General features: G+C 73.2%; 18 protein-coding genes and 1 pseudogene. 10 read left to right on the top strand and 9 right to left on the bottom strand.

Annotated elements, in window-relative coordinates; all coding sequences use genetic code 11:
- Window positions 1-78: 78 nt before the first annotated feature.
- Entirely contained in the window at window positions 79-831 is a 753-nt protein-coding gene (locus KUM03_RS18665; protein WP_217250266.1) for a hypothetical protein, read from the top strand.
- 14 nt (window positions 832-845) lie between these two features.
- Here KUM03_RS18665 and KUM03_RS18660 read toward each other — a convergent pair whose 3' ends face one another.
- Complete coding sequence (locus tag KUM03_RS18660) at window positions 846-1,307, bottom strand: MarR family winged helix-turn-helix transcriptional regulator (protein WP_217250264.1); 462 nt, start codon at window positions 1,305-1,307, stop codon at window positions 846-848.
- Between the two features lie 108 nt (window positions 1,308-1,415).
- On the opposite strand from KUM03_RS18660, the gene KUM03_RS18655 reads away from it, so the two are divergent.
- Window positions 1,416-3,218, top strand: coding sequence for an ABC transporter ATP-binding protein (locus tag KUM03_RS18655; protein ID WP_217250262.1), 1,803 nt, complete (start codon window positions 1,416-1,418; stop codon window positions 3,216-3,218).
- Window positions 3,219-3,261: 43 nt separating this feature from the next.
- On the top strand, window positions 3,262-4,128 hold the full coding sequence (gene mltG, locus KUM03_RS18650) for an endolytic transglycosylase MltG (protein WP_217250260.1): 867 nt from the start codon (window positions 3,262-3,264) through the stop codon (window positions 4,126-4,128).
- A gap of 12 nt (window positions 4,129-4,140) precedes the next feature.
- Here the strand turns inward: mltG and KUM03_RS18645 are convergent.
- Window positions 4,141-5,219, bottom strand: a pseudogene (locus tag KUM03_RS18645) (NAD(P)-binding domain-containing protein).
- 55 nt (window positions 5,220-5,274) lie between these two features.
- On the opposite strand from KUM03_RS18645, the gene KUM03_RS18640 reads away from it, so the two are divergent.
- Window positions 5,275-5,700 carry a YjbQ family protein gene (locus KUM03_RS18640; RefSeq protein ID WP_217250257.1) on the top strand — a complete coding sequence of 142 codons (426 nt, stop codon included), beginning with the start codon at window positions 5,275-5,277 and terminating at the stop codon, window positions 5,698-5,700.
- Window positions 5,701-5,714: 14 nt separating this feature from the next.
- Here KUM03_RS18640 and KUM03_RS18635 read toward each other — a convergent pair whose 3' ends face one another.
- From KUM03_RS18635 to KUM03_RS18615, 4 genes are all read right to left on the bottom strand, one after another.
- On the bottom strand, window positions 5,715-6,038 hold the full coding sequence (locus KUM03_RS18635) for a putative quinol monooxygenase (protein WP_217250255.1): 324 nt from the start codon (window positions 6,036-6,038) through the stop codon (window positions 5,715-5,717).
- Window positions 6,039-6,396: 358 nt separating this feature from the next.
- Window positions 6,397-7,896, bottom strand: coding sequence for a tripartite tricarboxylate transporter permease (locus KUM03_RS18625; RefSeq protein WP_217250253.1), 1,500 nt, complete (start codon window positions 7,894-7,896; stop codon window positions 6,397-6,399).
- 1 nt (window position 7,897) lies between these two features.
- The gene (locus KUM03_RS18620) at window positions 7,898-8,437 is read right to left on the bottom strand and encodes a tripartite tricarboxylate transporter TctB family protein (RefSeq protein ID WP_073731248.1); all 540 of its coding nucleotides are present in this window, start codon (window positions 8,435-8,437) and stop codon (window positions 7,898-7,900) included.
- Window positions 8,434-9,420: a tripartite tricarboxylate transporter substrate binding protein gene (locus KUM03_RS18615; protein WP_217250251.1), complete on the bottom strand. Its 987-nt coding sequence runs from the start codon at window positions 9,418-9,420 to the stop codon at window positions 8,434-8,436. Before KUM03_RS18615 ends, KUM03_RS18620 begins: the two co-directional genes overlap by 4 nt.
- A 282-nt stretch (window positions 9,421-9,702) precedes the next feature.
- Between KUM03_RS18615 and KUM03_RS18610 the strand changes: the two genes are divergently transcribed.
- Complete coding sequence (locus KUM03_RS18610; RefSeq protein ID WP_217250249.1) at window positions 9,703-11,346, top strand: ATP-binding protein; 1,644 nt, start codon at window positions 9,703-9,705, stop codon at window positions 11,344-11,346.
- A 32-nt stretch (window positions 11,347-11,378) separates the two neighbouring features.
- The gene (locus tag KUM03_RS18605) at window positions 11,379-12,176 is read left to right on the top strand and encodes a response regulator (RefSeq protein ID WP_217250604.1); all 798 of its coding nucleotides are present in this window, start codon (window positions 11,379-11,381) and stop codon (window positions 12,174-12,176) included.
- On the opposite strand, the gene KUM03_RS18600 is transcribed toward KUM03_RS18605, so the two are convergent.
- Window positions 12,139-12,729, bottom strand: coding sequence for a TetR/AcrR family transcriptional regulator (locus tag KUM03_RS18600; RefSeq protein ID WP_217250247.1), 591 nt, complete (start codon window positions 12,727-12,729; stop codon window positions 12,139-12,141). The genes KUM03_RS18605 and KUM03_RS18600 overlap by 38 nt on opposite strands.
- A 197-nt stretch (window positions 12,730-12,926) precedes the next feature.
- Between KUM03_RS18600 and KUM03_RS18595 the strand changes: the two genes are divergently transcribed.
- The 4 genes from KUM03_RS18595 to KUM03_RS18580 are packed head-to-tail and all read left to right on the top strand — an operon-like array spanning window position 12,927 to window position 17,773.
- On the top strand, window positions 12,927-13,505 hold the full coding sequence (locus tag KUM03_RS18595) for a (2Fe-2S)-binding protein (RefSeq protein ID WP_217250245.1): 579 nt from the start codon (window positions 12,927-12,929) through the stop codon (window positions 13,503-13,505).
- A complete protein-coding gene (locus KUM03_RS18590) occupies window positions 13,502-14,494 on the top strand; it encodes a xanthine dehydrogenase family protein subunit M (protein ID WP_217250243.1) in 993 nt (330 codons plus the stop codon). Before KUM03_RS18595 ends, KUM03_RS18590 begins: the two co-directional genes overlap by 4 nt.
- Entirely contained in the window at window positions 14,491-16,641 is a 2,151-nt protein-coding gene (locus tag KUM03_RS18585; RefSeq protein WP_217250241.1) for a xanthine dehydrogenase family protein molybdopterin-binding subunit, read from the top strand. The genes KUM03_RS18590 and KUM03_RS18585 overlap by 4 nt, the downstream gene beginning before the upstream one ends.
- The gene (locus tag KUM03_RS18580) at window positions 16,634-17,773 is read left to right on the top strand and encodes an XdhC/CoxI family protein (RefSeq protein ID WP_217250239.1); all 1,140 of its coding nucleotides are present in this window, start codon (window positions 16,634-16,636) and stop codon (window positions 17,771-17,773) included. Before KUM03_RS18585 ends, KUM03_RS18580 begins: the two co-directional genes overlap by 8 nt.
- 302 nt (window positions 17,774-18,075) lie before the next feature.
- Here KUM03_RS18580 and KUM03_RS18575 read toward each other — a convergent pair whose 3' ends face one another.
- Together KUM03_RS18575 and KUM03_RS18570 are read right to left on the bottom strand one after the other, a co-directional pair.
- Window positions 18,076-19,848 carry a glycoside hydrolase family 15 protein gene (locus KUM03_RS18575; protein ID WP_217250236.1) on the bottom strand — a complete coding sequence of 591 codons (1,773 nt, stop codon included), beginning with the start codon at window positions 19,846-19,848 and terminating at the stop codon, window positions 18,076-18,078.
- A 10-nt stretch (window positions 19,849-19,858) separates the two neighbouring features.
- Window positions 19,859-20,671, bottom strand: coding sequence for a polysaccharide deacetylase family protein (locus tag KUM03_RS18570; protein WP_217250234.1), 813 nt, complete (start codon window positions 20,669-20,671; stop codon window positions 19,859-19,861).
- Between the last annotated feature and the right edge of the window lie 38 nt (window positions 20,672-20,709).

Here is a 20,709-nt window from a genome sequence, read left to right as displayed (position 1 = left end):
CCGCGGCTGGGTACGAATCCGGCTACCGCCCGCCGACCGCCTTCCCGGCCGGGTCGTCACGGGTGCGACCATGGACGGATGCTCAGTGGTGCCGCACGGCGAACGGCGGTCGCGACAGCGGCCCTCGGTGTCCTCCTGACGGCGGTGCCCGCCTGCGGCGGCCCGTCCGGCCCCGCACCGGGGGACTCGGCGGGCGGACGCCCCTCCGCGAGCCGCAGCGGCGGCATCACCGCCGACCCGACGCGGATCCCGGGCGTCGGCGACCGGCTCCAGCGGCGCATACCCGCCGACTCCCGCCAGGTCGTGGCGGTGTACGGCGAGGGCAGGCACTCCGCCGACGCCACGGTCGTGCTGTACACGAAGCAGGGCTCCGCCTGGCACCGCGCCCGCGGTTGGGCGGCGCACAACGGAAAGAAGGGATGGACGACCGACCACCACGAGAACGACAAGCGCAGCCCCGTCGGCGTGTTCACCCTCAGCGACGCGGGCGGCGTCCTCCCGGATCCGGACCCGGCTCCCGGCGCCGGGCTCCCGTACACCCGTTCCGACGCCTTCGCGGCACCGCGGTGGTGGGACAAGGCGTACTGGCACGACTTCGACTACGTGATCGCCATCGACTACAACCGGGTCAAGGGCACCCCGCCGAACGACCCGACCCGCCCCGAGGGAGCGTCCAGGGGCGGGAGCATCTGGCTGCACATGGACCACGGCAGCGGCACGTCGGCCTGCGTCAGCCTGCCCAAGGCGGGGATGGAGTACCTGCTGCGCACGCTCGACCCGGACCTGAACCCGGTGGTCGTCATGGGCGACAGGGCGCACCTCGAAGCCTGATCGATGCCCTGCCGTCACGCTCCCCGGTGATCCGTCCCCGAGGGCGGGCCGTCGATGAGCGTGCCCAGGAGCCCGCCCAGCACCGTGCGCTGATCGCCCGTCAGCGGGGCGAGGATCTCCTCCGCGGCCGCGCGGCGCCCGGCGTGCAGTTCGCGCAGGGCCGCGCGCCCGTCGTCGGTGAGCTCGATCCGGATCACCCGTCGGTTGCCGGGGTCCGGGACGCGGCGTACCTTCCCGCCCGCCTCCAGCCCGTCGACCAGCGTCGTCACCGCACGGGGCACGACCTCCAGGCGCTCGGCGAGATCGGCCATGCGGGGCGGCGAGCCGTAGTGCGCCAGGGTGCGCAGCAGCCGGGACTGGGCCGGTGTGATGCCGAGGCCGCGGTGCTCGAGGTGGCGCTTCTGGATGCGCTGCACCCGGCGGGTGAGGCGCAGCAGCTGCTCGGCGAGCAGGCCGTCGGGATCGGGGGCGGTCATGTGGGAACAATATCAGGACAATGTTCATTGTGAGTATAGGTAACAATGAGCTATGGTCCGTAATGTCGGCGCCTCCCCGCCGCCCTCACCCGACCTCCGTAGGAGCCCATGCACCCCGATCGCGAACCCGCCTGGCAGGCGCCCGCCGACGCGAAGGAACAGCCCAGGCAGACGCGCCGCATCCTGAGACTGTTCCGCCCCTATCGCGGCCGCCTCGCGGTCGTCGGACTGCTCGTCGGCGCCGCGTCGCTCGTCTCGGTCGCCACCCCCTTCCTGCTGAAGGAGATCCTCGACGTCGCGATCCCCGAGGGGCGCACCGGCCTGCTGAGTCTGCTGGCCCTCGGCATGATCCTCGGCGCCGTTCTCACCAGCGTCTTCGGCGTGCTCCAGACGCTGATCTCCACGACCGTGGGCCAACGGGTCATGCACGACCTGCGCACCGCCGTCTACGGCCGCCTCCAGCAGATGTCCCTCGCCTTCTTCACCCGCACCCGCACCGGCGAGGTCCAGTCCCGCATCGCCAACGACATCGGCGGCATGCAGGCCACCGTCACCTCCACGGCGACCTCCCTGGTCTCCAACCTCACCAGCGTGGTCGCCACGATCGTCGCCATGGTGGTGCTCGACTGGCGCCTGACCGTCGTCTCGCTTCTCCTGCTCCCCGTCTTCGTGTGGATCAGCCGCCGCGTCGGCAGGGAACGCAGGAAGATCACCACCCAGCGGCAGAAGCAGATGGCCGCGATGGCCGCCACGGTCACCGAGTCGCTCTCCGTCAGCGGCATCCTGCTCGGCCGCACCATGGGCCGCTCCGACTCGCTGAGCCGCGCCTTCGCCGACGAGTCCGAGGGACTGGTCGACCTGGAGGTGCGGTCGAACATGGCGGGCCGCTGGCGGATGGCCGTCATCACGATCGTCATGGCCGCCATGCCGGCCGTCATCTACTGGACCGCGGGCATCGCCCTCCAGCTCGGCGGCCCCGACGTCTCCCTCGGCACGATCGTCGCCTTCGTCTCGCTCCAGCAGGGCCTGTTCCGCCCGGCCGTGAGCCTGCTGTCGACCGGCGTCCAGATCCAGACCTCGCTCGCGCTCTTCCAGCGCATCTTCGAGTACCTCGACCTGCCCGTCGACATCACCGAGCGGGAGGACCCCGTCCACCTCGACCGCGTCAAGGGCGAGGTCCGCTTCGAGGAGGTCGAGTTCCGATACGACGGCAAGGGCCGCCCGGTCCTCGGAGGCATCGACGTCACCGTGCCCGCCGGCAGCAGCCTCGCCGTCGTCGGACCGACCGGCGCCGGCAAGTCCACGCTCGGCCACCTGGTGCCGAGACTGTACGACGTGACCGGCGGCCGGGTCACCCTCGACGGAGTCGACGTGCGCGACCTCGACTTCGACACCCTCGCCCGCGCGGTCGGCGTCGTCTCGCAGGAGACGTACCTCTTCCACGCCTCAGTCGCCGAGAACCTGCGCTTCGCCAAACCGGACGCCACCGACGCGGAGCTGGAGGAGGCGGCACGGGCGGCGCAGATCCACGACCACATCGCCGCCCTGCCCGACGGCTACGACACGGTCGTCGGCGAACGCGGCCACCGGTTCTCCGGCGGCGAAAAGCAGCGCCTGGCCATCGCCCGCACCATCCTGCGCGACCCGCCCGTCCTCGTCCTCGACGAGGCGACCAGCGCCCTGGACACCCGCACCGAGGCCGCCGTGCAGGCCGCCATCGACGCTCTGTCGGCCGACCGGACCACGATCACCATCGCGCACCGCCTGTCCACCGTCCGGGACGCCGACCGCATCGTGGTCCTCCACTCCGGGCGCCTGGCGGAGCAGGGCACGCACGAGGAGCTGCTGGAGCGGGACGGACGGTACGCCGCCCTGGTCAGAAGGGACGCCCGACTGGAGCCGACAAGATGACGATATGCCAGGTTTGTCCGCTTATCGGGGTTACCGTGCCCGCATGCAGACGAACACACCGCCGCGCAGCGCGAGAGGCACCAGGAGAACGATCCGACTGACGCGCCGGGGCCGCATCGCCCTGATCGCGACCGGCGCCATCGTGGCCGGTACCGCCGTGGCGGTGCCGCTGCTGATGACGGACGACGAGGGAGAGTCCCGTCCCACGTCCCTCGTGATCCCGGAGGGCTGGCGCGCCACCCAGGTCTACGAGGCCGTCGACAAGACCCTCGCCCTGCCCGCGGGCACCACCAAGAAGTCCCTGGCCAAGGCCAACCTCAAGCTTCCGAACGACGCGGGGGGCAACCCCGAGGGCTACCTCTTCCCGGCGACCTACCCGCTCGGTGAGGAACCGACCCCCGAGAAGCTGCTGACGGCCATGGTCGACACGGCGAACAAGAAGTTCACCGGCGCACCCATCGCCGCGGGCGCCCAGCGCAACGCGCTCAACGTCTACCAGGCGGTCACCATCGCCAGCATCGTGCAGGCCGAGGCCGCCACCAAGGAGGACATGGGCAAGGTGGCCCGGGTGATCTTCAACCGCCTGGAACGCGGCATGCCGCTCCAGATGGACTCCACCATCAACTACGCCCTGGGCCGCTCCACCCTGAAGACCACCACCAAGGACACGAAGATCGACAGCCCGTACAACTCGTACCAGCGCATGGGGCTGCCGCCCACGCCCATCGCCAACCCGGGCGAGGACGCGATGCGCGCCGCGATCAACCCCACGCCGGGGGACTGGCTGTACTTCGTCACCGTCAAGCCCGGCGACACCCGGTTCACCGCCGACTACGCGGAACACCAGCGCAACGTCGCCGAGTTCAACCGCCTCGGGCAGAGCGCCTCGGGCAAGGCACAGGACACATGACCCGGCGGGGCGTCACGCGGCGACCGGCTCCTCCTCGGCCAGCAGCCGCCTGATGTCCCGTACGGCCGCGCGGCCCGCCCGGTTGGCGCCGATGGTGCTGGCGGACGGCCCGTAGCCGACGAGATGGATGCGCGGGTCGGCGACCGCGCGCGTCCCCTCGACCCGGATCCCGCCGCCCGCCTCGCGCAGCCGCAGCGGCGCCAGATGGTCGATGACGGGCCGGAACCCGGTCGCCCAGAGGATCACGTCGGCGGCCACCCGTCGCCCGTCGGCCCATGCCACGCCCTCCTCGGTGACCCGGTCGAACATGGGCAGGCGGTCCAGCACACCGGACTCCAGCCCCGCCCGGATCGCGTCGTTCAGCGGCAGCCCGGTCACCGACACCACGCTCTTCGGCGGCAGCCCCTGCCGCACCCGTTCCTCCACGAGCGCACCGCGGCGCGGCCCGCCTCCTGGTCGAAGGGACCCTCCCGGAAGACGGGGGGCCGCCTGGTCACCCAAGTGGTGGCAGCCGCGTACGGGGCCAGCTCCAGCAGGTGCTGCGTCCCCGAGGCGCCCCCGCCGACCACGATCACGTGCTGTCCGGCGAACTCCTCGGGACCGGCGTACCCCGCGGTGTGCAGCTGCCGCCCGCGGAAGGTCTCCTGCCTCGGGTAGCGCGGCCAGAAGGGCCGGTCCCAGGTGCCGGTCGCGTTGATCAGCGCCCGCGTCGACCAGGTCCCGGCCGACGTCTCGACGAGCAGCCGCCCGCCCGTCCCCTCGCGCACCGCGCGGACGTCGACGGGCCGTCGTACCCGCAGGTCGAAGGTCTCCTCGTACGCCGCGAAGTACTCGCCGATCACCTCGGCGGACGGCCGCGACGGGTCCGCTCCGGTCAGTTCCATGCCCGGCAGGGAGTGCATCCCGTGAACCTTGCCGTACGTCAGCGACGGCCAGCGGAACTGCCAGGCGCCGCCCGGCTCGGGGGAGTGGTCCAGCACCACGAAGTCGCGCTCCGGCTCGAAGCCGGTGCGCCGCAGGTGATGGGCCGCGGCGAGACCCGCCTGACCGGCCCCGATGACGACGACCTCGACCTCACGTGTGTGGTTCACGCTTCAAGTAACCGCATCGCGCGCCCCGGTCTTCCCCCGGTGTCAGGATGGGGGCATGCCAGACGCTGCCTTCACCACCCGGGTCCTGAACCTCGCCACCGGACCGACGGAGCGGGTCGCCGACATCACGGGCGACTGCGAGTCCTTCCTGCGCGAGGCGGCGGCCGGCCGCGACGGCCTCCTCAACGTCTTCGTGCCGCACGCCACCGCCGGTATCGCGATCATCGAGACGGGCGCCGGCAGCGACGACGACCTGCTGTCCGCCCTGCACACCCTGCTGCCCGCCGACGACCGCTGGCAGCACCGCCACGGCAGCCCCGGCCACGGCCGCGACCACGTCCTGCCCGCCTTCGTGCCGCCGCACGCGACGCTCCCCGTGATCGGCGGCCGGCTGGAGCTGGGGACCTGGCAGTCGGTGTGCCTGGTGGACACCAACAGGGACAACCCCGACCGCCGGGTCCGGCTGAGCTTCCTCGGCTGACGAGCCGTGCCGCCCTACTTCACCGCCATCTCGCCCAGCTCCGACCAGCCGTCCTGGTCGAGCGTCGTGTTCACGATGCGCGGCGTGCGGGCCAGGTAGCGCGGCAGCTTCTCCTGCGCGGCCCGGAAGTGCGCGGACTGGACGTGCGCGGCACCTGCCTCGTCGTCGCGGAACGCCTCGACCAGGACGTACTCGGACGGGTCGTCGAGGCTGCGGGACCAGTCGAACCAGAGGCAGCCGGGCTCCTCACGGGTCGCCCGGGTGAACTCGCCGGAAATCTCCGGCCACTGGTCCGCGTGTTCCGGGAGCACCTGGAACTTCGCCGTAATGAAGATCATGACGTTCGCCTTCTGTGAGGGGTCGACCTGAGCCGTCCGGTCACGGCACCAGGACAGCGCGCCCGCGGACCCGTCCTGGAACCGGTCGAGCGGATACGCCGCCGTGTGCAGCCGTACCCGGTGCTGCGCCGCGAGCACCATCAGCTCGCACAGGTCGGTGTAGCTGCCAACGAGGTTACCGATGGAGTCGAGCGCGGCGCGGCGTCCCGGGCCGACGTGGTGACGCGCGGCACCTGCCCGCGGAGATGGCGGAACGACTCGGCACGAGCCGCGCCACGCTCTACCGCAGGACGGCTCGGTACGGCATCGACGTACCGGGCCGTGGGCCCCACCGCTCCTGATCTCCCGGTCCGGTGACTCAGGCGTCGTCCCGCGCCCGCCCCCGGACCACCAGCCGCTTCAGCAGCGGCCACGCCAGCAACAGCACGATCACCGCGTACACCGTCACCGCGAACGGCGTGTTGACCAGACCCGTCACGCTGCCGTCGCTGATCTGCAGGGCCCGGCGCAGCTGCTGCTCGGCGTTCGGGCCGAGGATGACGCCGATCACGGCCGGCAGGATCGGCAGGCCGTAGCGCCGCATGCCGAAGCCGATCAGGCCGATGATCAGCAGGGTCACCAGGTCGATGACCTCGCCGCCGACCGCGTACGCGCCGACCGCCGCGAAGAACATGATCCCCGCGTAGAGGTAGGGCCGAGGAATGCGCAGCAGCTTGGCCCACACCGGCGCCAGCGGCAGGTTGAGGGCGAGCAGCAGCACCATGCCGACGAAGAGGGAGGCGATCAGGCCCCACACCAGCTCGGGTTCGCGTTCGAAGAGCAGCGGTCCCGGCTGGATGCCGTACTGCTGGAACGCGGCCAGCATGACCGCCGCCACCGCCGTCGTCGGCAGGCCCAGCGTCAGCATGGACACCAGCGTGCCCGCCGCCGAGGCCGACGCCGCCGACTCGGGGCCGGCCACGCCCTCGATGGCGCCCTTGCCCCACTCGTCCTTGTGCTTGGACAGGCGCTTCTCCGTGACGTACGACAGGAACGTGGGTATCTCCGCGCCGCCCGCCGGGATCGCGCCGAACGGGAAGCCGATGAACGGGCCGCGCAGCCACGACTTCCAGGTCCGCTTCACATCACCGCGCCCGAGCCAGGGACGGCCGACCGGGATCGGCTTCGGCGCCCCGCGCCGCAGGTGGGCCGCCACCCACAGCGCCTCGCCGATCGCGAACAGCCCGACCGCGACGATCACCACGTCCACGCCGTCGGCGAGTTGCAGCGAGCCGAAGGTGAGCCGCTGCTGGCCGGTCATCTGGTCCAGGCCCACCAGGCCGATCGTCAGTCCGATCAGCAGGGAGGCCATGCCTCTGACACGCGAGGAACCCAGTACGGAGGTCACCGCGATGAACGCCAGCACCATGATGGCGAAGTAGTCAGGGGCGCCGATGTCCACGGCCAGGTCGGCGACCGTCGGGGCAAGGGCCACGAGCAGGATCGTGCCGATCATGCCGCCCGCGAAGTGGCCGATGGCGGCGGCGGCCAGCGCCTGCGCGCCGCGCCCCGTCTTGGCCATGGGGTTGCCCTCCATGGCCGCGACCACGGCGGCGCTCTCGCCCGGTGTGTTGAGCAGGATCGAGGTGGTGGAACCGCCGAACATCGCGCCGTAGTAGATGCCGGCGAACATGATGAACGCGGCGACCGGATCGAGCCCGTACGTCACCGGCAGCAGCAGCGCCACCGCCATCGCCGGGCCGATGCCGGGCAGCACGCCGATGGCCGTGCCCAGCAGCACCCCGAGCGCGGCCCACAGGAGGTTGACCGGGGTCAGCGCCGTACCGAACCCGTCCATGAGGGAGTTGAGGGCGTTCATGTCAGAGCACTCCCATCAGCGGACCGCCGGGCAGCGGCACGCCGAGCAGCTTGTCGAAGACGACGTAGGTGATCAGGGACAGCACCGCGGCGATCAGCGGGTCCCGGTCCACGCGGCGGCTGCCCAGGGCGAAGGCCGCGCCCCAGAACAGCAGCGCGCCCGCGACGGGGAAGCCGGCCGGCTCGATCAGCACGGCCGCGCCCAGGAAGATCCCGGCGAGCAGCAGCACCGTGCGCCAGTCGGCCGGTTCGGACAGGTCGATGTCCTCGCCGCCCTCGGCCTCGCCCCGGCCGCCGCGCAGAACGTCCACGGCGAGCAGTGCGGCGATCACCAGCAGGCCGATGCCGACGACGACCGGTACGGTCTTGGGGCCGACCGGGCCGCGCTGGGTGATGTCGACGTCCATGGTGAGCGCGTCGGTCAGGACCAGCACTCCGAGGGCCAGAAGCAGGACGCACACGCCGAGTTCGGAGTGCTCGCGCAGCCACGAGCGGCGGCCCGAGGCCGTCCCCGTGGAGGATTCGGTGGTCGGCGTCGTCACAGTCCCAGCTCCTTCAGTACCGACACCACGCGCTTGTCCTGGGCCTCCAGGAAGGTGCCGAACTCGTCACCCGTGAGGAAGGCGTCGTCCCAGCCGTTCTTCTCCAGGGACTCCTTCCATTCGGGGGAGTCGTGCAGTTCCTCGAACAGGCGGGTCAGCTTGTTCCGCTCCGCCTCCGACAGGCCGGGCGGGGCGACGACGCCGCGCCAGTTGGTGAAGTCCACGTCGTAGCCGGACTCCTTGAGGGTCGGCGCGTCCTTGAGGTCGTCGACCCGCTCCGGGCCGGTCACCGCGAGCACCCTCAGCTCGCCCGCCTTGATCTGGTCCAGGTACTCGCCGACGCCGGAGACCCCGAAGCCGACCTTGTTGCCGAGGATCGAGGCGAGCAGTTCGCCGCCGCCGTCGAAGGGGATGTAGTTGACCGACTTGGGGGAGATGCCGGCGGCCTGCGCCATCAGCATCGGCGCGAGGTGGTCGGGCCCGCCCGGCGAGGAACCACCGCCGACCGGAATCTTGCCCGGGTCCTTCTTCCAGGCGCCGATCAGCTCGTCGATCGTCTTGTACGGCGAGTCCTTGGCGACCACCACGACGTCCTGCTCCTCGGTGAGCCGCGCGATCGGCGTGGTGTCGGCGAGGGTCTTCGGCGCGTGGTTGGAGCGGACCGCGCCCACCACGCCGAGGCCCATGGACATGGCGAGCTTGCCGTTGCCGTGCTCGCTCACCAGGCGGCTCAGGCCCACGGTGCCGCCCGCGCCGGGCAGGTTGAACACCTCGATGTTGTGCGTGAGCCCGGCGTCCTCGGCGTTCTTCGCGGCCGTGCGGGCGGTGATGTCGTAACCGCCGCCGGGCGTGTTGGGAACCATGAAGCGTAGGCCGGGGATCTGCGTGCCGGTCTCGGAGTCGCTGCCCGTGGAGAGCAGCGGCGGTCCAGCGAGCACGAGCACGGCGGCCCCGAGCAGGGCAAGGGGGGTGCGCAGGCGCACGTATGACACCACCTGTCGGTTGGGTAGAGCGGTAGGGGGGGGCAGCCCTGTGGGGGAGGGTGACGTGGGCCACATGGTGCCCGCGCGCCTGCCTCCTGTCTTCCTTGCGGAACCAAGGGAGGTTGTGTTCATTGCGGTCGCCGGTTCATTGCGAAGACGGCACATCCCTTTCCTTCGCCGCAGGTGAGCGCCATGATGGCGAGCCGGCCCCCCCCGGCCCCCCCGTCGCCAGCCGAGAACCCGCCGAGAACCCGCCGAGAACCAGCCGAGAACGAGTCCGCCGTGGCCCCCACCTTCCGCCGTCAGACCCTCGCGGGCGAGATGCTGGTCCTCCAGCTCGCCATCGTCGTGGTGGTCCTGCTCGCGGTCGCCGGCGTCTCGCTCGCCCAGTCCAGGGCCACCTTCAACCGCGTCGAGGGCCGCCGGGTCGCCGCCCTCGCCGAACAGCTCGCCGCCACGCCGCTGGTCCGCAGCCAGCTCCTGCGCCCCGTCCCGCAGGAGGCCCTCGCCCCGCTGGTCAACTCCACGCAGACCCAGTCCGGCGTCACCTCCGTCACGGTGGCCGACGCCGACGGTCGCGTCGTCAGCTCCACCGACCCCACGCTGATCGGCGGCCGGCTGCCGCGCGGCGAGGGCGCGGCCGCGGGGCGCGGCTGGTCGGGGCCGCTGACGGTGCGGGGCAGCCGCGAGCTCGTCGCCCAGGTCCCGGTGCTCGGCGCCACCCGCCAGACCCTCGGCCGGCACCTGGGCACCGTGATGGTCGGCGAGGCCGATCCGACGGTGTGGCAGCGCCTGAGCGGCGCCTCCTCCTACCTCCTCGCCTACCTCGGCATCGCCAGCGGCCTCGGCGTGGCCGGCTCCTGGCTGCTCGCCCGGCGCGTGAAGCGGCAGACCCTCGGCCTGGAGCCGCGCGAGATCGCCGGGCTGGCCGAGCACCGGGAGGCGATGCTGTACGGCATCGCCGAGGGCGTGGTCGCCCTCGACCCGCAGCACCGGCTCACCCTGGTCAACGAGATGGGCCGGCGCCTGCTCGACCTGCCCGCCGACTGCGTCGGCCAGAGCCTGGACGGCCTCGGCATCGACGGGCGGCTGCGCGACGTCCTCGCCGGTGCCACACCGGAGGCCGAGCCGCGTGACGAGGTCGTCGTCCGCCACGGCCGGGTCCTGGTCATGAACCGCATGACCGTCACCAAGGACGGCCGCCCGCTCGGCTCGGTCACCACCCTGCGCGACCGCACCGAGCTGGCCCGCCTGGAGCGGGAGATCGGCTCCTTCCGCTCCACCTCCGAGCTGCTGCGCGCCCAGGCCCACGAGTTCGCCAACCAGCTGCACACCATCTCCGGGCTCATCCAGATCGGCGAGCAGGACGAGGTGGTGCGCTACATCCGCGCGCTCAGCCGGCGCCGCCAGTCGCTGGACGTCACCCTCAGCCGCCGGGTGCGCGACACCGCCGTCGCCGCGCTGCTGACGGCCAAGTCCTCCCTCGCGGCCGAGCGCCGGGTGGCCCTGCGCCTCTCGGACCGCACGGCGCTCGACCGGCTGGCCCCCGAGGACGCCGCCGACGTGGCCACCGTGGTCGGCAACCTCGTCGACAACGCCGTGGACGCCGCCGCGCCGCCCGGTGACGACGACGAGGCGTGGGTCGAGGTCGAGCTGAGGCAGGACGCCGCCAGCGTCGAGATCGTGGTCCGCGACTCCGGGCCCGGCGTGGCGCCCGAACTGGCCCGCGAGGTCTTCTCCCACGGATTCACCACCAAGGCGGCCCGGCAGGGCGAGCGCGGCATCGGTCTGGCACTGACCCGGCTGGTCTGCGAGCGTCACGGCGGTGAGATCTCAGTGGCAAACACGCCCGAGGGGGCCGTGTTCACCGCACGCATGACCGTCAGCCACCTCACCGACGCGGTGGCGGAAGGAGCAGCACCATGACCGCTACGAGCGGCTCGGCCGACGCGACGACCATGACCGCTACGAGCGGCCCGTCCGACGCGACCGCCACGACCGCCGAGTCCGAGAAAGGGGGCTCCCGGACCCACGGCTCCGCGATCGGCGTGCTCGTGGTCGACGACGACTTCATGGTGGCCCGGGTCCACCGCGCCTTCGTCGAGCGCGTCGAGCCCTTCCGGGTCGTCGGGGTCGCCGGCACCGGCGAGCAGGCCATCACCGCCGTCGGCGAGCTGCGCCCCGACCTCGTCCTGCTCGACCTGTACCTGCCGGACGTCTTCGGCCTCGACGTCATCCCCAAGCTGCGCGCCGCCGGCCACGACTGCGACGTCATGGTCATCAGCGCGGCCCGGGAGGCGGACGCGGTGCGCGGCGCCGTACGGCACGGAGTCGTCGACTACCTGCTCAAACCGTTCGAGTTCGAGGACCTGCGGGTCCGGCTGGAGCGCTACGCCGTCCAGCGGGGCCGACTGCTCGGCACGGTGGTCCGCAGCCAGGCGGACGTCGACCGCGTCCTCGCCGGGGCGGCGGCGCCCGCCTCATCCGTCCAGTCCCTGCCCAAGGGCATGAGCGTGGAGACCGCCGAGCTGGTCGAACGCGTCCTCCGCGAGGCCGACGGCACCCTGTCGGCCAGCGAGTGCGCGGCGCTGACCGGCGTCTCCCGGGTCAGTGCCCGCCGCTACCTGGAGTACTTCCACACCGTCGGCAGTGTGGAGGTCTCCCTGCGCTACGGGGTGGCCGGCCGGCCCGAACGCCGCTACCGCCTGCGTGACGCGGTCACCGGCCGGGCGCTCCCGCCCGCAGCCCGTCCATGACGAAGTCCAGGAACCGGGTGACCCGCGGCTGCCAGTCCTCGCCGGGGCCGATCAGCCACAGACCGCCCAGGACGAGGAAGAAGTCGTCGCGGGTCAGGCCGGGCCGGATGGTGCCGGCCTCCTCGTTGGCACGGAGCAGGAGTTCGGCCGCGTCCTCCAGCGGGGTGGGCCGCGGTTTCTCCGGAGCCCCGGGCGCGCTGGTGACCAGCCGGATCGCGTCCGCCAGACCCGCCTTGGTCATGGCGAACTCGGCGAGGCGGTCCATCCACTCGCGCAGGGCCCGGTCGGGCTCCAGGGTGCACAGCATTTCGGGCGCGGCCTCGGCCACCTGCTGCATCCCGTAGCGGTAGATCTCCAGGACGAGCGCCTCGCGGTTCGGGAAATTGCGGTAGAAGGTGCCCTGCCCGACCCCCGCCTTCTTGGCGATGGCGCTCAACGGGGCGTTCGCGCAGTGCGTCAGTTCCTCCGTGGCCACTTCCAGGATGCGCTCGCGGTTGCGCTGGGCGTCCGAGCGCAGGGGAGTGTCCGGCTTGTCCTTCTTCTGCGGCGGCACTCGTCCTCCTTCCGGGTTCGTGGCCGAATCCCGACCTTGCTAAGCGGACAGCTGTCCGTTACGTTTTTCAGTGAGCGGACAGTTGTCCGGTTGTCCGTCCACTCTAGCGGCGGGAGCGGCCGGTGGCCCCCGCCCATGGACGAAATCACCGCCTACAGCCAGTTTTCCCTGTCACCAGACACCAAAGAAGGCTGATCATGGCCCCAGCGCCCTCGTCGACGTCCAGCGCCGTCATCCTGAACATCAACGGCGAGAAGCACCAGCTGACCGTCGACCACCGCACCACCCTGCTCGACGCCCTGCGCGAGCGCCTCGACCTCACCGGCACCAAGAAGGGCTGCGACCAGGGCCAGTGCGGTGCCTGCACCGTCCTGGTCGACGGACGTCGCACCGTCTCCTGCCTGTCCCTCGCCGTCGCCGCCGAGGGACGCGAGATCACCACCATCGAGGGCATGGCCGAGGGCGACCGACTGCACCCGGTTCAGCAGGCCTTCCTCGACCTCGACGGCTACCAGTGCGGCTACTGCACCCCCGGCCAGATCTGCTCGGCGATCGCCGTCATCGAGGAGCACGCGGCCGGCTGGCCCAGCGCCGCCACCGACGACGTCCGGCCCGAGGCCGGACCGCCCGCCCTGACGCCGGACGAGATCCGCGAGCGGATGAGCGGCAACCTGTGCCGCTGCGGCGCCTACGTCTCCATCGTCCAGGCGGTCGCCCGCGCGGCCGAGGCGTACGGCGAGACGGACGTCACGAGCGCGAAGGAGACGGCCGCATGAGGGAGTTCGGATACCAGCGCGCCGACGACGTCACGGGAGCGGTGGCACTGCTCGCCGCCGACCCCGACGCCCGCTACCTCGGCGGCGGCACCAACCTCGTCGATCTGATGAAGACCGGCGTCGAACGCCCCGCCAGGCTCGTCGACGTCCGTGAACTCCCCCTGGACGGAATCGAGGACACCTCCGACGGCGGCCTGCGCATCGGCGCCACCGTCACCAACAGCGACCTCGCCGCCCACCCCGACGTGCGCCGCCGCTACCCGGCGCTGACCCAGGCGGTCCTGGCCGGCGCCTCCGGGCAGCTGCGCAACATGGCCACCGTCGGCGGCAACCTCCTCCAGCGCACCCGCTGCGGCTACTTCACCGACGTGAGCAAGCCCTGCAACAAGCGCGCCCCCGGCAGCGGTTGCCCCGCCGTCACCGGCGAGCACCACAACCACGCCATCCTGGGCGCCACCGACCACTGCGTGGCCGTGCACCCCTCGGACATGGGCGTCGCCCTCACCGCCTTCGATGCGGTCGTCACCTACGAAACTCCCGACGGACCCGCCGAGTCGCCGCTCGCCGACCTCTACCTCCCCGTCGGCGACACCCCGCACCGGGAGACCGCCCTGCCGCCCGGCGCGCTGATCACCGGCGTCGTCCTGCCGCCCACGCCGGTCGCCATCCGCTCCCGCTACCGCAAGGTCCGCGAGCGCGCCTCGTACGCCTTCGCCATCGGCTCGGTCGCCGCCGCGCTCGACGTCGAGGACGGCGTCGTACGCGACGCGAGGCTGGCCCTCGGCGCGGTCGCCTCCCGGCCCTGGCGCGCGCACGCGGCCGAGAGGGCGCTGATCGGCGGTCCCGCCGACGGCGCGGCCTTCGCCGCCGCGGCCGACGCCGAACTCGCGGCCGCGAAGCCGCTGCCCGACAACGGATACAAGGTGACCCTCATGCGCAACCTCGTGGTGGCCGTCCTGACCGAACTCGCCGAGGAGGCCGCCCGATGACCACCGCCACGACCGGCACCGCGACGGTCAAGGGCGCCGTCGGCACCGCGCACACCCGCGTGGAGGGCCGCGACAAGGTCTCCGGAGCGGCGCGCTATGCCGGCGAGATCCCCTTCGCCGACCTCGCCCACGGCTGGCTCACCCTGTCCACCGTCGCCCGTGGCCGCGTCCGCTCCGTCGACACCGACGCCGTCCTCGCCATGCCGGGCGTACTCGCCGTGCTCCACCACGGCAACGCGCCGCGCGTCGACACCGACTACATCGGCCTGCTGGGCATCCCGCCGGACCCCACCGCCGCCGTCTTCCAGGACGACCGGGTGCCGCACGCCGGCTGGCCGGTCGCCCTCGTCGTCGCCGAGACGCCGGAGCAGGCCAGGGAGGCCGCCGAGGCCCTCGTCGTCACCTACGACGAGGAACCGCACGACACCGCGCTCACCTCCGACCACCCCGGCGCCTACCCGGCCGACGGGCACATGCCCGCCGAGACCGAGAAGGGCGACCTGGCGGCCTCGCTCGCCGCGTCCGCCGTCGTCGTGGACGAGGAGTACAGCACCCCCGAAGAGCACCACAGCATGATGGAGCCGCACGCGGCCACGGCCCTGTGGGACGGCGGCCGACTGGAGGTCGTCGACTCCAACCAGGGCACCACCTGGGTCCAGAGCGAGCTGGCGAAGATGTTCTCCCTCGACGAGTCGGCCGTGCGGGTGCGCTCCGAACACATCGGCGGCGGCTTCGGCAGCAAGGGCCTGCGCGCCCACCAGGTCTCCGCCGTGATGGCCGCGACCGTCCTGCAGCGCCCGGTGCGTGTGGTGATGACCAGGCGTCAGATGTTCTCGCTGGCCGGCTACCGCAGCCCCACCGCCCAGCGGGTCCGGCTCGGCGCCGACGCCGACGGCCGGCTGCGCGCCCTGGAGCATCGCTCGCTGAACCAGACCTCGACCGTGTACGAGTTCGTCGAGCCCGGCGCCGGCGTCGCCCGGGTGATGTACGACGCCGACGCCCACCGCACCGCCAACCACGTCGTACGGCTCGACGTGCCGTCCCCGACCTTCATGCGCGCCCCGGGCGAGGCGCCGGGCTCCTTCGCGATCGAGTCCGCGCTGGACGAACTCGCCGAGCGCGGCGGCATCGACCCGATCGAATTGCGCCTGCGCAACGAGCCGGAGACCGGCCCGGTCTCCGGACTGCCCTTCAGCAGCCGCAACCTGACGGCCTGCTTCCGCGAGGGCGCACGCCGCTTCGGCTGGGCCGAGCGCGACCCGCGTCCCGGCACCCGGCGCGACGGACGCTGGCTGCTGGGCACCGGCACGGCCGCGGCCTCCTTCGGTGCGGGCGCCGGACCCTCCACGGCCCTGCTCACCGCCGAGGCCGACGGCACCTTCACCGTGCGGATCGCCGCCGCCGACATCGGCACCGGCGCCCGCACCGCGCTCACCCTGGTCGCCGCCGACGCGCTGGAGGTCACGCCCGAGCGGGTCCGGGTCCGGATCGGCGACAGCGACTTCGGACCGGCGATGATCGCGGGCGGCTCGATGGGCACCCGCTCCTGGGCCTGGGCGATCACCGAGGCGGCCCGCGAGCTGCGCGAACGGCTGGCACTGGGTGCCGCCGTCCCCCCTGAGGGCATCACCGTGCGCTCCGACACCACCACGGCCCTCGGCGCCCTCGCACAGAAGGAACGGCACTCCTACGGGGCGCAGTTCGCCGAGGTCGCCGTGGACACCGCCACCGGCGAGGTGCGGGTGCGCCGCATGCTCGGCATCTTCGCGGCGGGCCGCATCGTCAACCCCCTCACCGCCCGCAACCAACTCGTCGGCGGCATGATCTGGGGCATCTCCATGGCCCTGCACGAGGAGGCGGTCCGGGACCGCGCCACCGGTGGCCTGTACGCCCCCGACCTCGCCGGCTACCACGTGGCCACGCACGCCGACGTGGGCGACATCGACGCCGACTGGGTGGACGACCACGACCCGGACGACCCGGTCGGCATCAAGGGCGTCGGCGAGATCGGCATCGTCGGCGCGGCGGCGGCCGTCGCCAACGCCGTCCGGCACGCGACCGGCGTACGCCACCGCAGCCTCCCGATCCGTCCCGACCGCGTGCTGTCGGCCACGGCGCCCACCGCCGGGGGCGGGACGGATGCTTGACATCGCCGACGAGCTGAACGGCTGGCTGGAGGAGGGCCGGGAGTTCGCCGTCGCCACCGTCGTCTCCGTCGGCGGCAGCGCGCCGCGCGGGCCCGGCGCCGCCCTCGCCGTCGACAGCGGGGGCACGGCGATCGGCTCCGTCTCCGGCGGCTGCGTGGAGGGCGCGGTGTACGAGCTGTGCGCCGCCGCCCTGAGCAGTGGGGAGACGGTGCGTGAGCGCTTCGGCTACAGCGACGAGGACGCCTTCGCGGTCGGCCTCACCTGCGGCGGGGTCATCGACGTGCTCGTCACGCCGGTCGGTGCGGGGGCGTCCTCGCGGTCCTCGCGGGAGGTGTTCCGGGCGGCGCTGTCCACCGCCGCCCGGGGCGGGACCGCAGCCCTGGCCCGGGTCGTCGAGGGCCCGTCCGACCTTCTGGGCCGGGCCCTGCTGGTCCGTCCCGACGGTTCGTACGAGGGCGGTCTCGGCGGCCACCCGGACCTGGACCGTACGGCGGTCGCCGAGGCCGGTGCGCTGCTGCACGCCGGCCGGACCGGCACGGTCGGCCTCTCGGAGGACGGCTCGCACTGCCCCGGCGGGCTCACCCTGCTCGTCGAGTCCAGGGTGCCGCCGCCCCGCATGATCGTCTTCGGGGCGGTGGACTTCGCGGCGGCGCTGGTGCGGGCCGGGAAGTTCCTCGGCCACCACGTGACCGTGTGCGACGCCCGGCCCGTCTTCGCCACGCCCGCCCGCTTCCCCGAGGCCGACGAGGTCGTGGTCGAATGGCCGCACCGCTACCTGCGCGACACCCCGACCGACGAACGCACGGTGCTGTGCGTCCTCACCCACGACGCCAAGTTCGACGTGCCGCTGCTCACCGAGGCCCTGCGGCTGCCGGTCGCGTTCGTCGGGGCGATGGGCTCGCGCCGTACCCACGAGGACCGGAACCGGAGGCTGCGCGAGGCGGGCGTGACCGAGCGCGAGCTCTCCCGCCTGCGCTCACCGATCGGCCTGGACCTGGGCGCCCGCACACCCGAGGAGACCGCGCTCTCCATCGCGGCGGAGATCGTCGCACTGCGGCACGGCGGGACCGGCGCGCCCCTGACGGGTGGCGCGGCGCCGATCCACCGGGGTCTGGCCGGAGCGGCGGCCTGACGGGGGACGGGTGGCGGTGACGGACGCCTTCCGGGCCGGTCGCCCGCCGGACTCACTGGGACGCGGCGTCCGCCGGACCCACTGGCACGCGGCGTCCGCCGACGGGACCGGCAGCGATGGGGCGACCGAGGGGACGCCGCGTCGCGAAGCGCCGGTCGCCGGTTGCCGGTCGCCGGTCGTCGGCCGAAGGCCGCCGGCCCTCGCGGTCGGCCCTCGCGGCCGGCGCTCAGGCGGCGGCCGCGGGTGCGCTGCGCAGAGCAGCCGGGGCCCTCACCCGGCAGCACGAGCCGAGCGCCGCAGGCTCAGGGCAGCGCCGACTCGCCGGCCAGGCGGACCGCGCACTCCAGCATCATGGCGTGCACGAAAGCCTGCGGGAGGTTGCCGCGCAGCTGCCGCTGGCGCACGTCGTACTCCTCCGCGAACAGGCCGGACGGTCCGCACGCGGCCCGGGTGCGTTCGAACCAGCGGAACGCGCCGTCCCGGTCACCGACCCGGTGCGTCGCGAGCGCCATGGTGAACCCGCAGAGCAGGAACGCCCCCTCCGCGTCACCGAGCGGCTCGCCCGGATGCTCGAAGCGGTACAGGTAACCGTCCTCGGCCAGCCGGGACTCGACGTACGCGCGGGTGGCGGCCCCGTTGTCGTCCCCGAACGTACAGCCGCGGGCCATCGGCACCAGCAGCGCGGCTTCGGGCCCGTCGTCGTCGGCGGCCCGCCGCCAGCGGCCGTCGGCGTTCAGGCACCGGCGCCGGGTCTCGGCCAGCACGGCGTCGGCGAGCTCGGCGCAGCGGCGCCCCGCCTTCCCGGGCAGGACCTCCGCCATCCGCCGCAGCCCGCACACGACGCTCAGCCGCGAGTGGGTCCACCACCGGTTCTCCAGCTCCCACAGCCCTGCGTCCGGTGCCTGCCACCGCCGTTCCACGACATCGACAGCGACGGCGGCGGCCCGCTCCGCGTCCGTCGTGAGCCGGTCGTGCTCGGCCGCCGCGGCGAACAGCTGCAGGGCCTCCCCGAAGGTGTCGAGCTGGAACTGGGCGCCCGCGTCGTTGCCGACGTGGTCGGTGCCGCCCGGGTAGCCCGGCAGCCGCAGGGAGCGCTCCCCGCCGACCGGCTGCCCGTCGACCGTGTAGGCGGGCCGGACCTTGTCGCCGTCCTCGAGGACGCGTTCGGCGACGAAGCGCACGGCGTCGTCGACCAGCGGATGCGGGCCGTGCGCGGCGACCGCCAGTCCGGCGTAGCACTGGTCGCGCAGCCACGCGTAGCGGTAGTCGTAGTTGCGTCCGCTGTTGGCCCGCTCCGGCAGGGACGTGGTGGCGGCGGCGACCATGCCGCCGGAGACGCTGGTCAGCCCGCGCAGCACGGCGTACGCGTGCCGGGCGTCGCGCGGCGCGACCAGCCGCGAGCAGTCCGGGACGGCCCGCCGCCACTCCCGCTCCGTGGCCCGCCACAGCGCGTCGGCGTCGAGCGGACCTGCCTCCCGCCCAGTGCCCAGTTCCAGCACCAGGTCGTGGGTCTCGCCCTCGCGCAGCCGGAACTCGCCGCACAGTCCGGCACCGTCCCGCCACACGGCCTCCGGGGCCCCGGCGAGCCGCATCCGCAGCCCTTCCGCCCCGGCCGTCCAGATCCCGTCCTCCTGCCGCGGGTCGCGCATCCGGACGTCCCCGAACCCCGGCCGCGGGTCCAGGTCCAGCCGCAGCCGCGCCTCGCCCCGCTCCACGCGCATCCGGCGCAGCAGCACCAGCCGGTCCGTACGGGCCGGCATCGCCAGGGCCTCGCGGCATTCGACCACGCATTCCGAGGTCACCCACCGGCTCACCCGGATCAGCGTGCCCTCCTCGTAGTAGCCGCCCCAGACGTGCCACGGGTCGGCCGGCTCCACGGTGAAGTGCCCGGCACCGCCGATGAGCGCGGAGAAGACCGCGTCGTCGTGCCAGCGCGGGGCGCACAGCCAGACGATCCGGCCTCGGGGGTCCAGGACCGCTCCCCGCTCACCGTCGGCGAGCACGGCGTACTCGCGCAGAACCCACGGAGGACACGTCAGGTCGGGCGCCGCGCGGTGATCGTCGTCGTCCTTCATGACGCTACGGCTATCCCGGCGCCGGTGACCGAAACGGCGCGGCCCCCGGAGTCACCGGTACGCGCCGCCCCGCCGCCCGGGGGCCGGCCGCCCCGGCCGTCCCGTGCTCCAACAGCGGCCCGACCTCCAGCCCGGCCTCGCGGCAGTCGCGCACGATGCCGGGCAGCGCGGTCAGGGCGGCCCGCCAGCTGCCGGGGGCGGAAGCGTGGTCGGTGTCGTGCAGGAGGACGGTGCCGCCGCCGCGCAGGTCCGCGGCCACGGTGGCCCGGACCGACGCGGACGTGGCGTCCCGCCGCCAGTCCTTCCCCCACGCCGTCCACAGCACCGGCCGCAGCCCGGCCCGGCGGGCCGCGGCCCAGCGGCCGGAGGTGAGGATGCCGTAGGGCGGGCGGTACCAGAGCGGGGCCTGCCCGGTCACCTCGCGCACCACACGGACGGCCCGCGCCAGCTCACGCGCGTCCCGCGAAGGGGACGGCAGCCACGGACGGTCGTGCGTCCAGCCGTGGACGGCGATCTCGTGCCCCCGCCGGGCCAGCTCACGGGCCTGCGCCCCGTGGCGTACGACGTTCTCGCCCAGGACGAAGAACGTCGCCCGTACTCCGAGCCCGTCGAGTACGTCCAGGAAACGCGGCGTGGACACCGGTCCGGGGCCGTCGTCGAAGGTGAGGGCCACGTGGTCGGGGCAGCCCTGTCCGGCCAGCCCGGGGAACCGCCGCCGGCGCAGCCCCGGCAGCCAGGTGGCGGCCGGGCCGATGTGGGCCAGCGCGGCGACGACCGGAGCGGCGGCGCACACCGCCGGTCCAGCACGGAAACCCTCACTCATGTGTCTGCTCCTGTCCGAGTCCCCTCCGGTTTCGGCGA

The sequence above is a fragment of the Streptomyces sp. AC602_WCS936 genome (assembly GCF_019049125.1).
Lineage (GTDB): Bacteria > Actinomycetota > Actinomycetes > Streptomycetales > Streptomycetaceae > Streptomyces.
This window is presented reverse-complemented; position numbering and strand designations above follow the sequence as displayed.

Bases quoted from the DNA above. Each gene is read 5' to 3' on its own strand.
- KUM03_RS18665 (WP_217250266.1), top strand. From the start codon at position 79: ATGCTCAGTGGTGCCGCACGGCGAACGGCGGTCGCGACAGCGGCCCTC.
- KUM03_RS18660 (WP_217250264.1), bottom strand. From the start codon at position 1,307: ATGACCGCCCCCGATCCCGACGGCCTGCTCGCCGAGCAGCTGCTGCGC.
- KUM03_RS18655 (WP_217250262.1), top strand. From the start codon at position 1,416: ATGCACCCCGATCGCGAACCCGCCTGGCAGGCGCCCGCCGACGCGAAG.
- mltG (WP_217250260.1), top strand. From the start codon at position 3,262: ATGCAGACGAACACACCGCCGCGCAGCGCGAGAGGCACCAGGAGAACG.
- KUM03_RS18640 (WP_217250257.1), top strand. From the start codon at position 5,275: ATGCCAGACGCTGCCTTCACCACCCGGGTCCTGAACCTCGCCACCGGA.
- KUM03_RS18635 (WP_217250255.1), bottom strand. From the start codon at position 6,038: ATGATCTTCATTACGGCGAAGTTCCAGGTGCTCCCGGAACACGCGGAC.
- KUM03_RS18625 (WP_217250253.1), bottom strand. From the start codon at position 7,896: ATGAACGCCCTCAACTCCCTCATGGACGGGTTCGGTACGGCGCTGACC.
- KUM03_RS18605 (WP_217250604.1), top strand. From the start codon at position 11,379: ATGACCGCTACGAGCGGCCCGTCCGACGCGACCGCCACGACCGCCGAG.
- KUM03_RS18595 (WP_217250245.1), top strand. From the start codon at position 12,927: ATGGCCCCAGCGCCCTCGTCGACGTCCAGCGCCGTCATCCTGAACATC.
- KUM03_RS18590 (WP_217250243.1), top strand. From the start codon at position 13,502: ATGAGGGAGTTCGGATACCAGCGCGCCGACGACGTCACGGGAGCGGTG.
- KUM03_RS18585 (WP_217250241.1), top strand. From the start codon at position 14,491: ATGACCACCGCCACGACCGGCACCGCGACGGTCAAGGGCGCCGTCGGC.
- KUM03_RS18580 (WP_217250239.1), top strand. From the start codon at position 16,634: ATGCTTGACATCGCCGACGAGCTGAACGGCTGGCTGGAGGAGGGCCGG.
- KUM03_RS18575 (WP_217250236.1), bottom strand. From the start codon at position 19,848: ATGAAGGACGACGACGATCACCGCGCGGCGCCCGACCTGACGTGTCCT.
- KUM03_RS18570 (WP_217250234.1), bottom strand. From the start codon at position 20,671: ATGAGTGAGGGTTTCCGTGCTGGACCGGCGGTGTGCGCCGCCGCTCCG.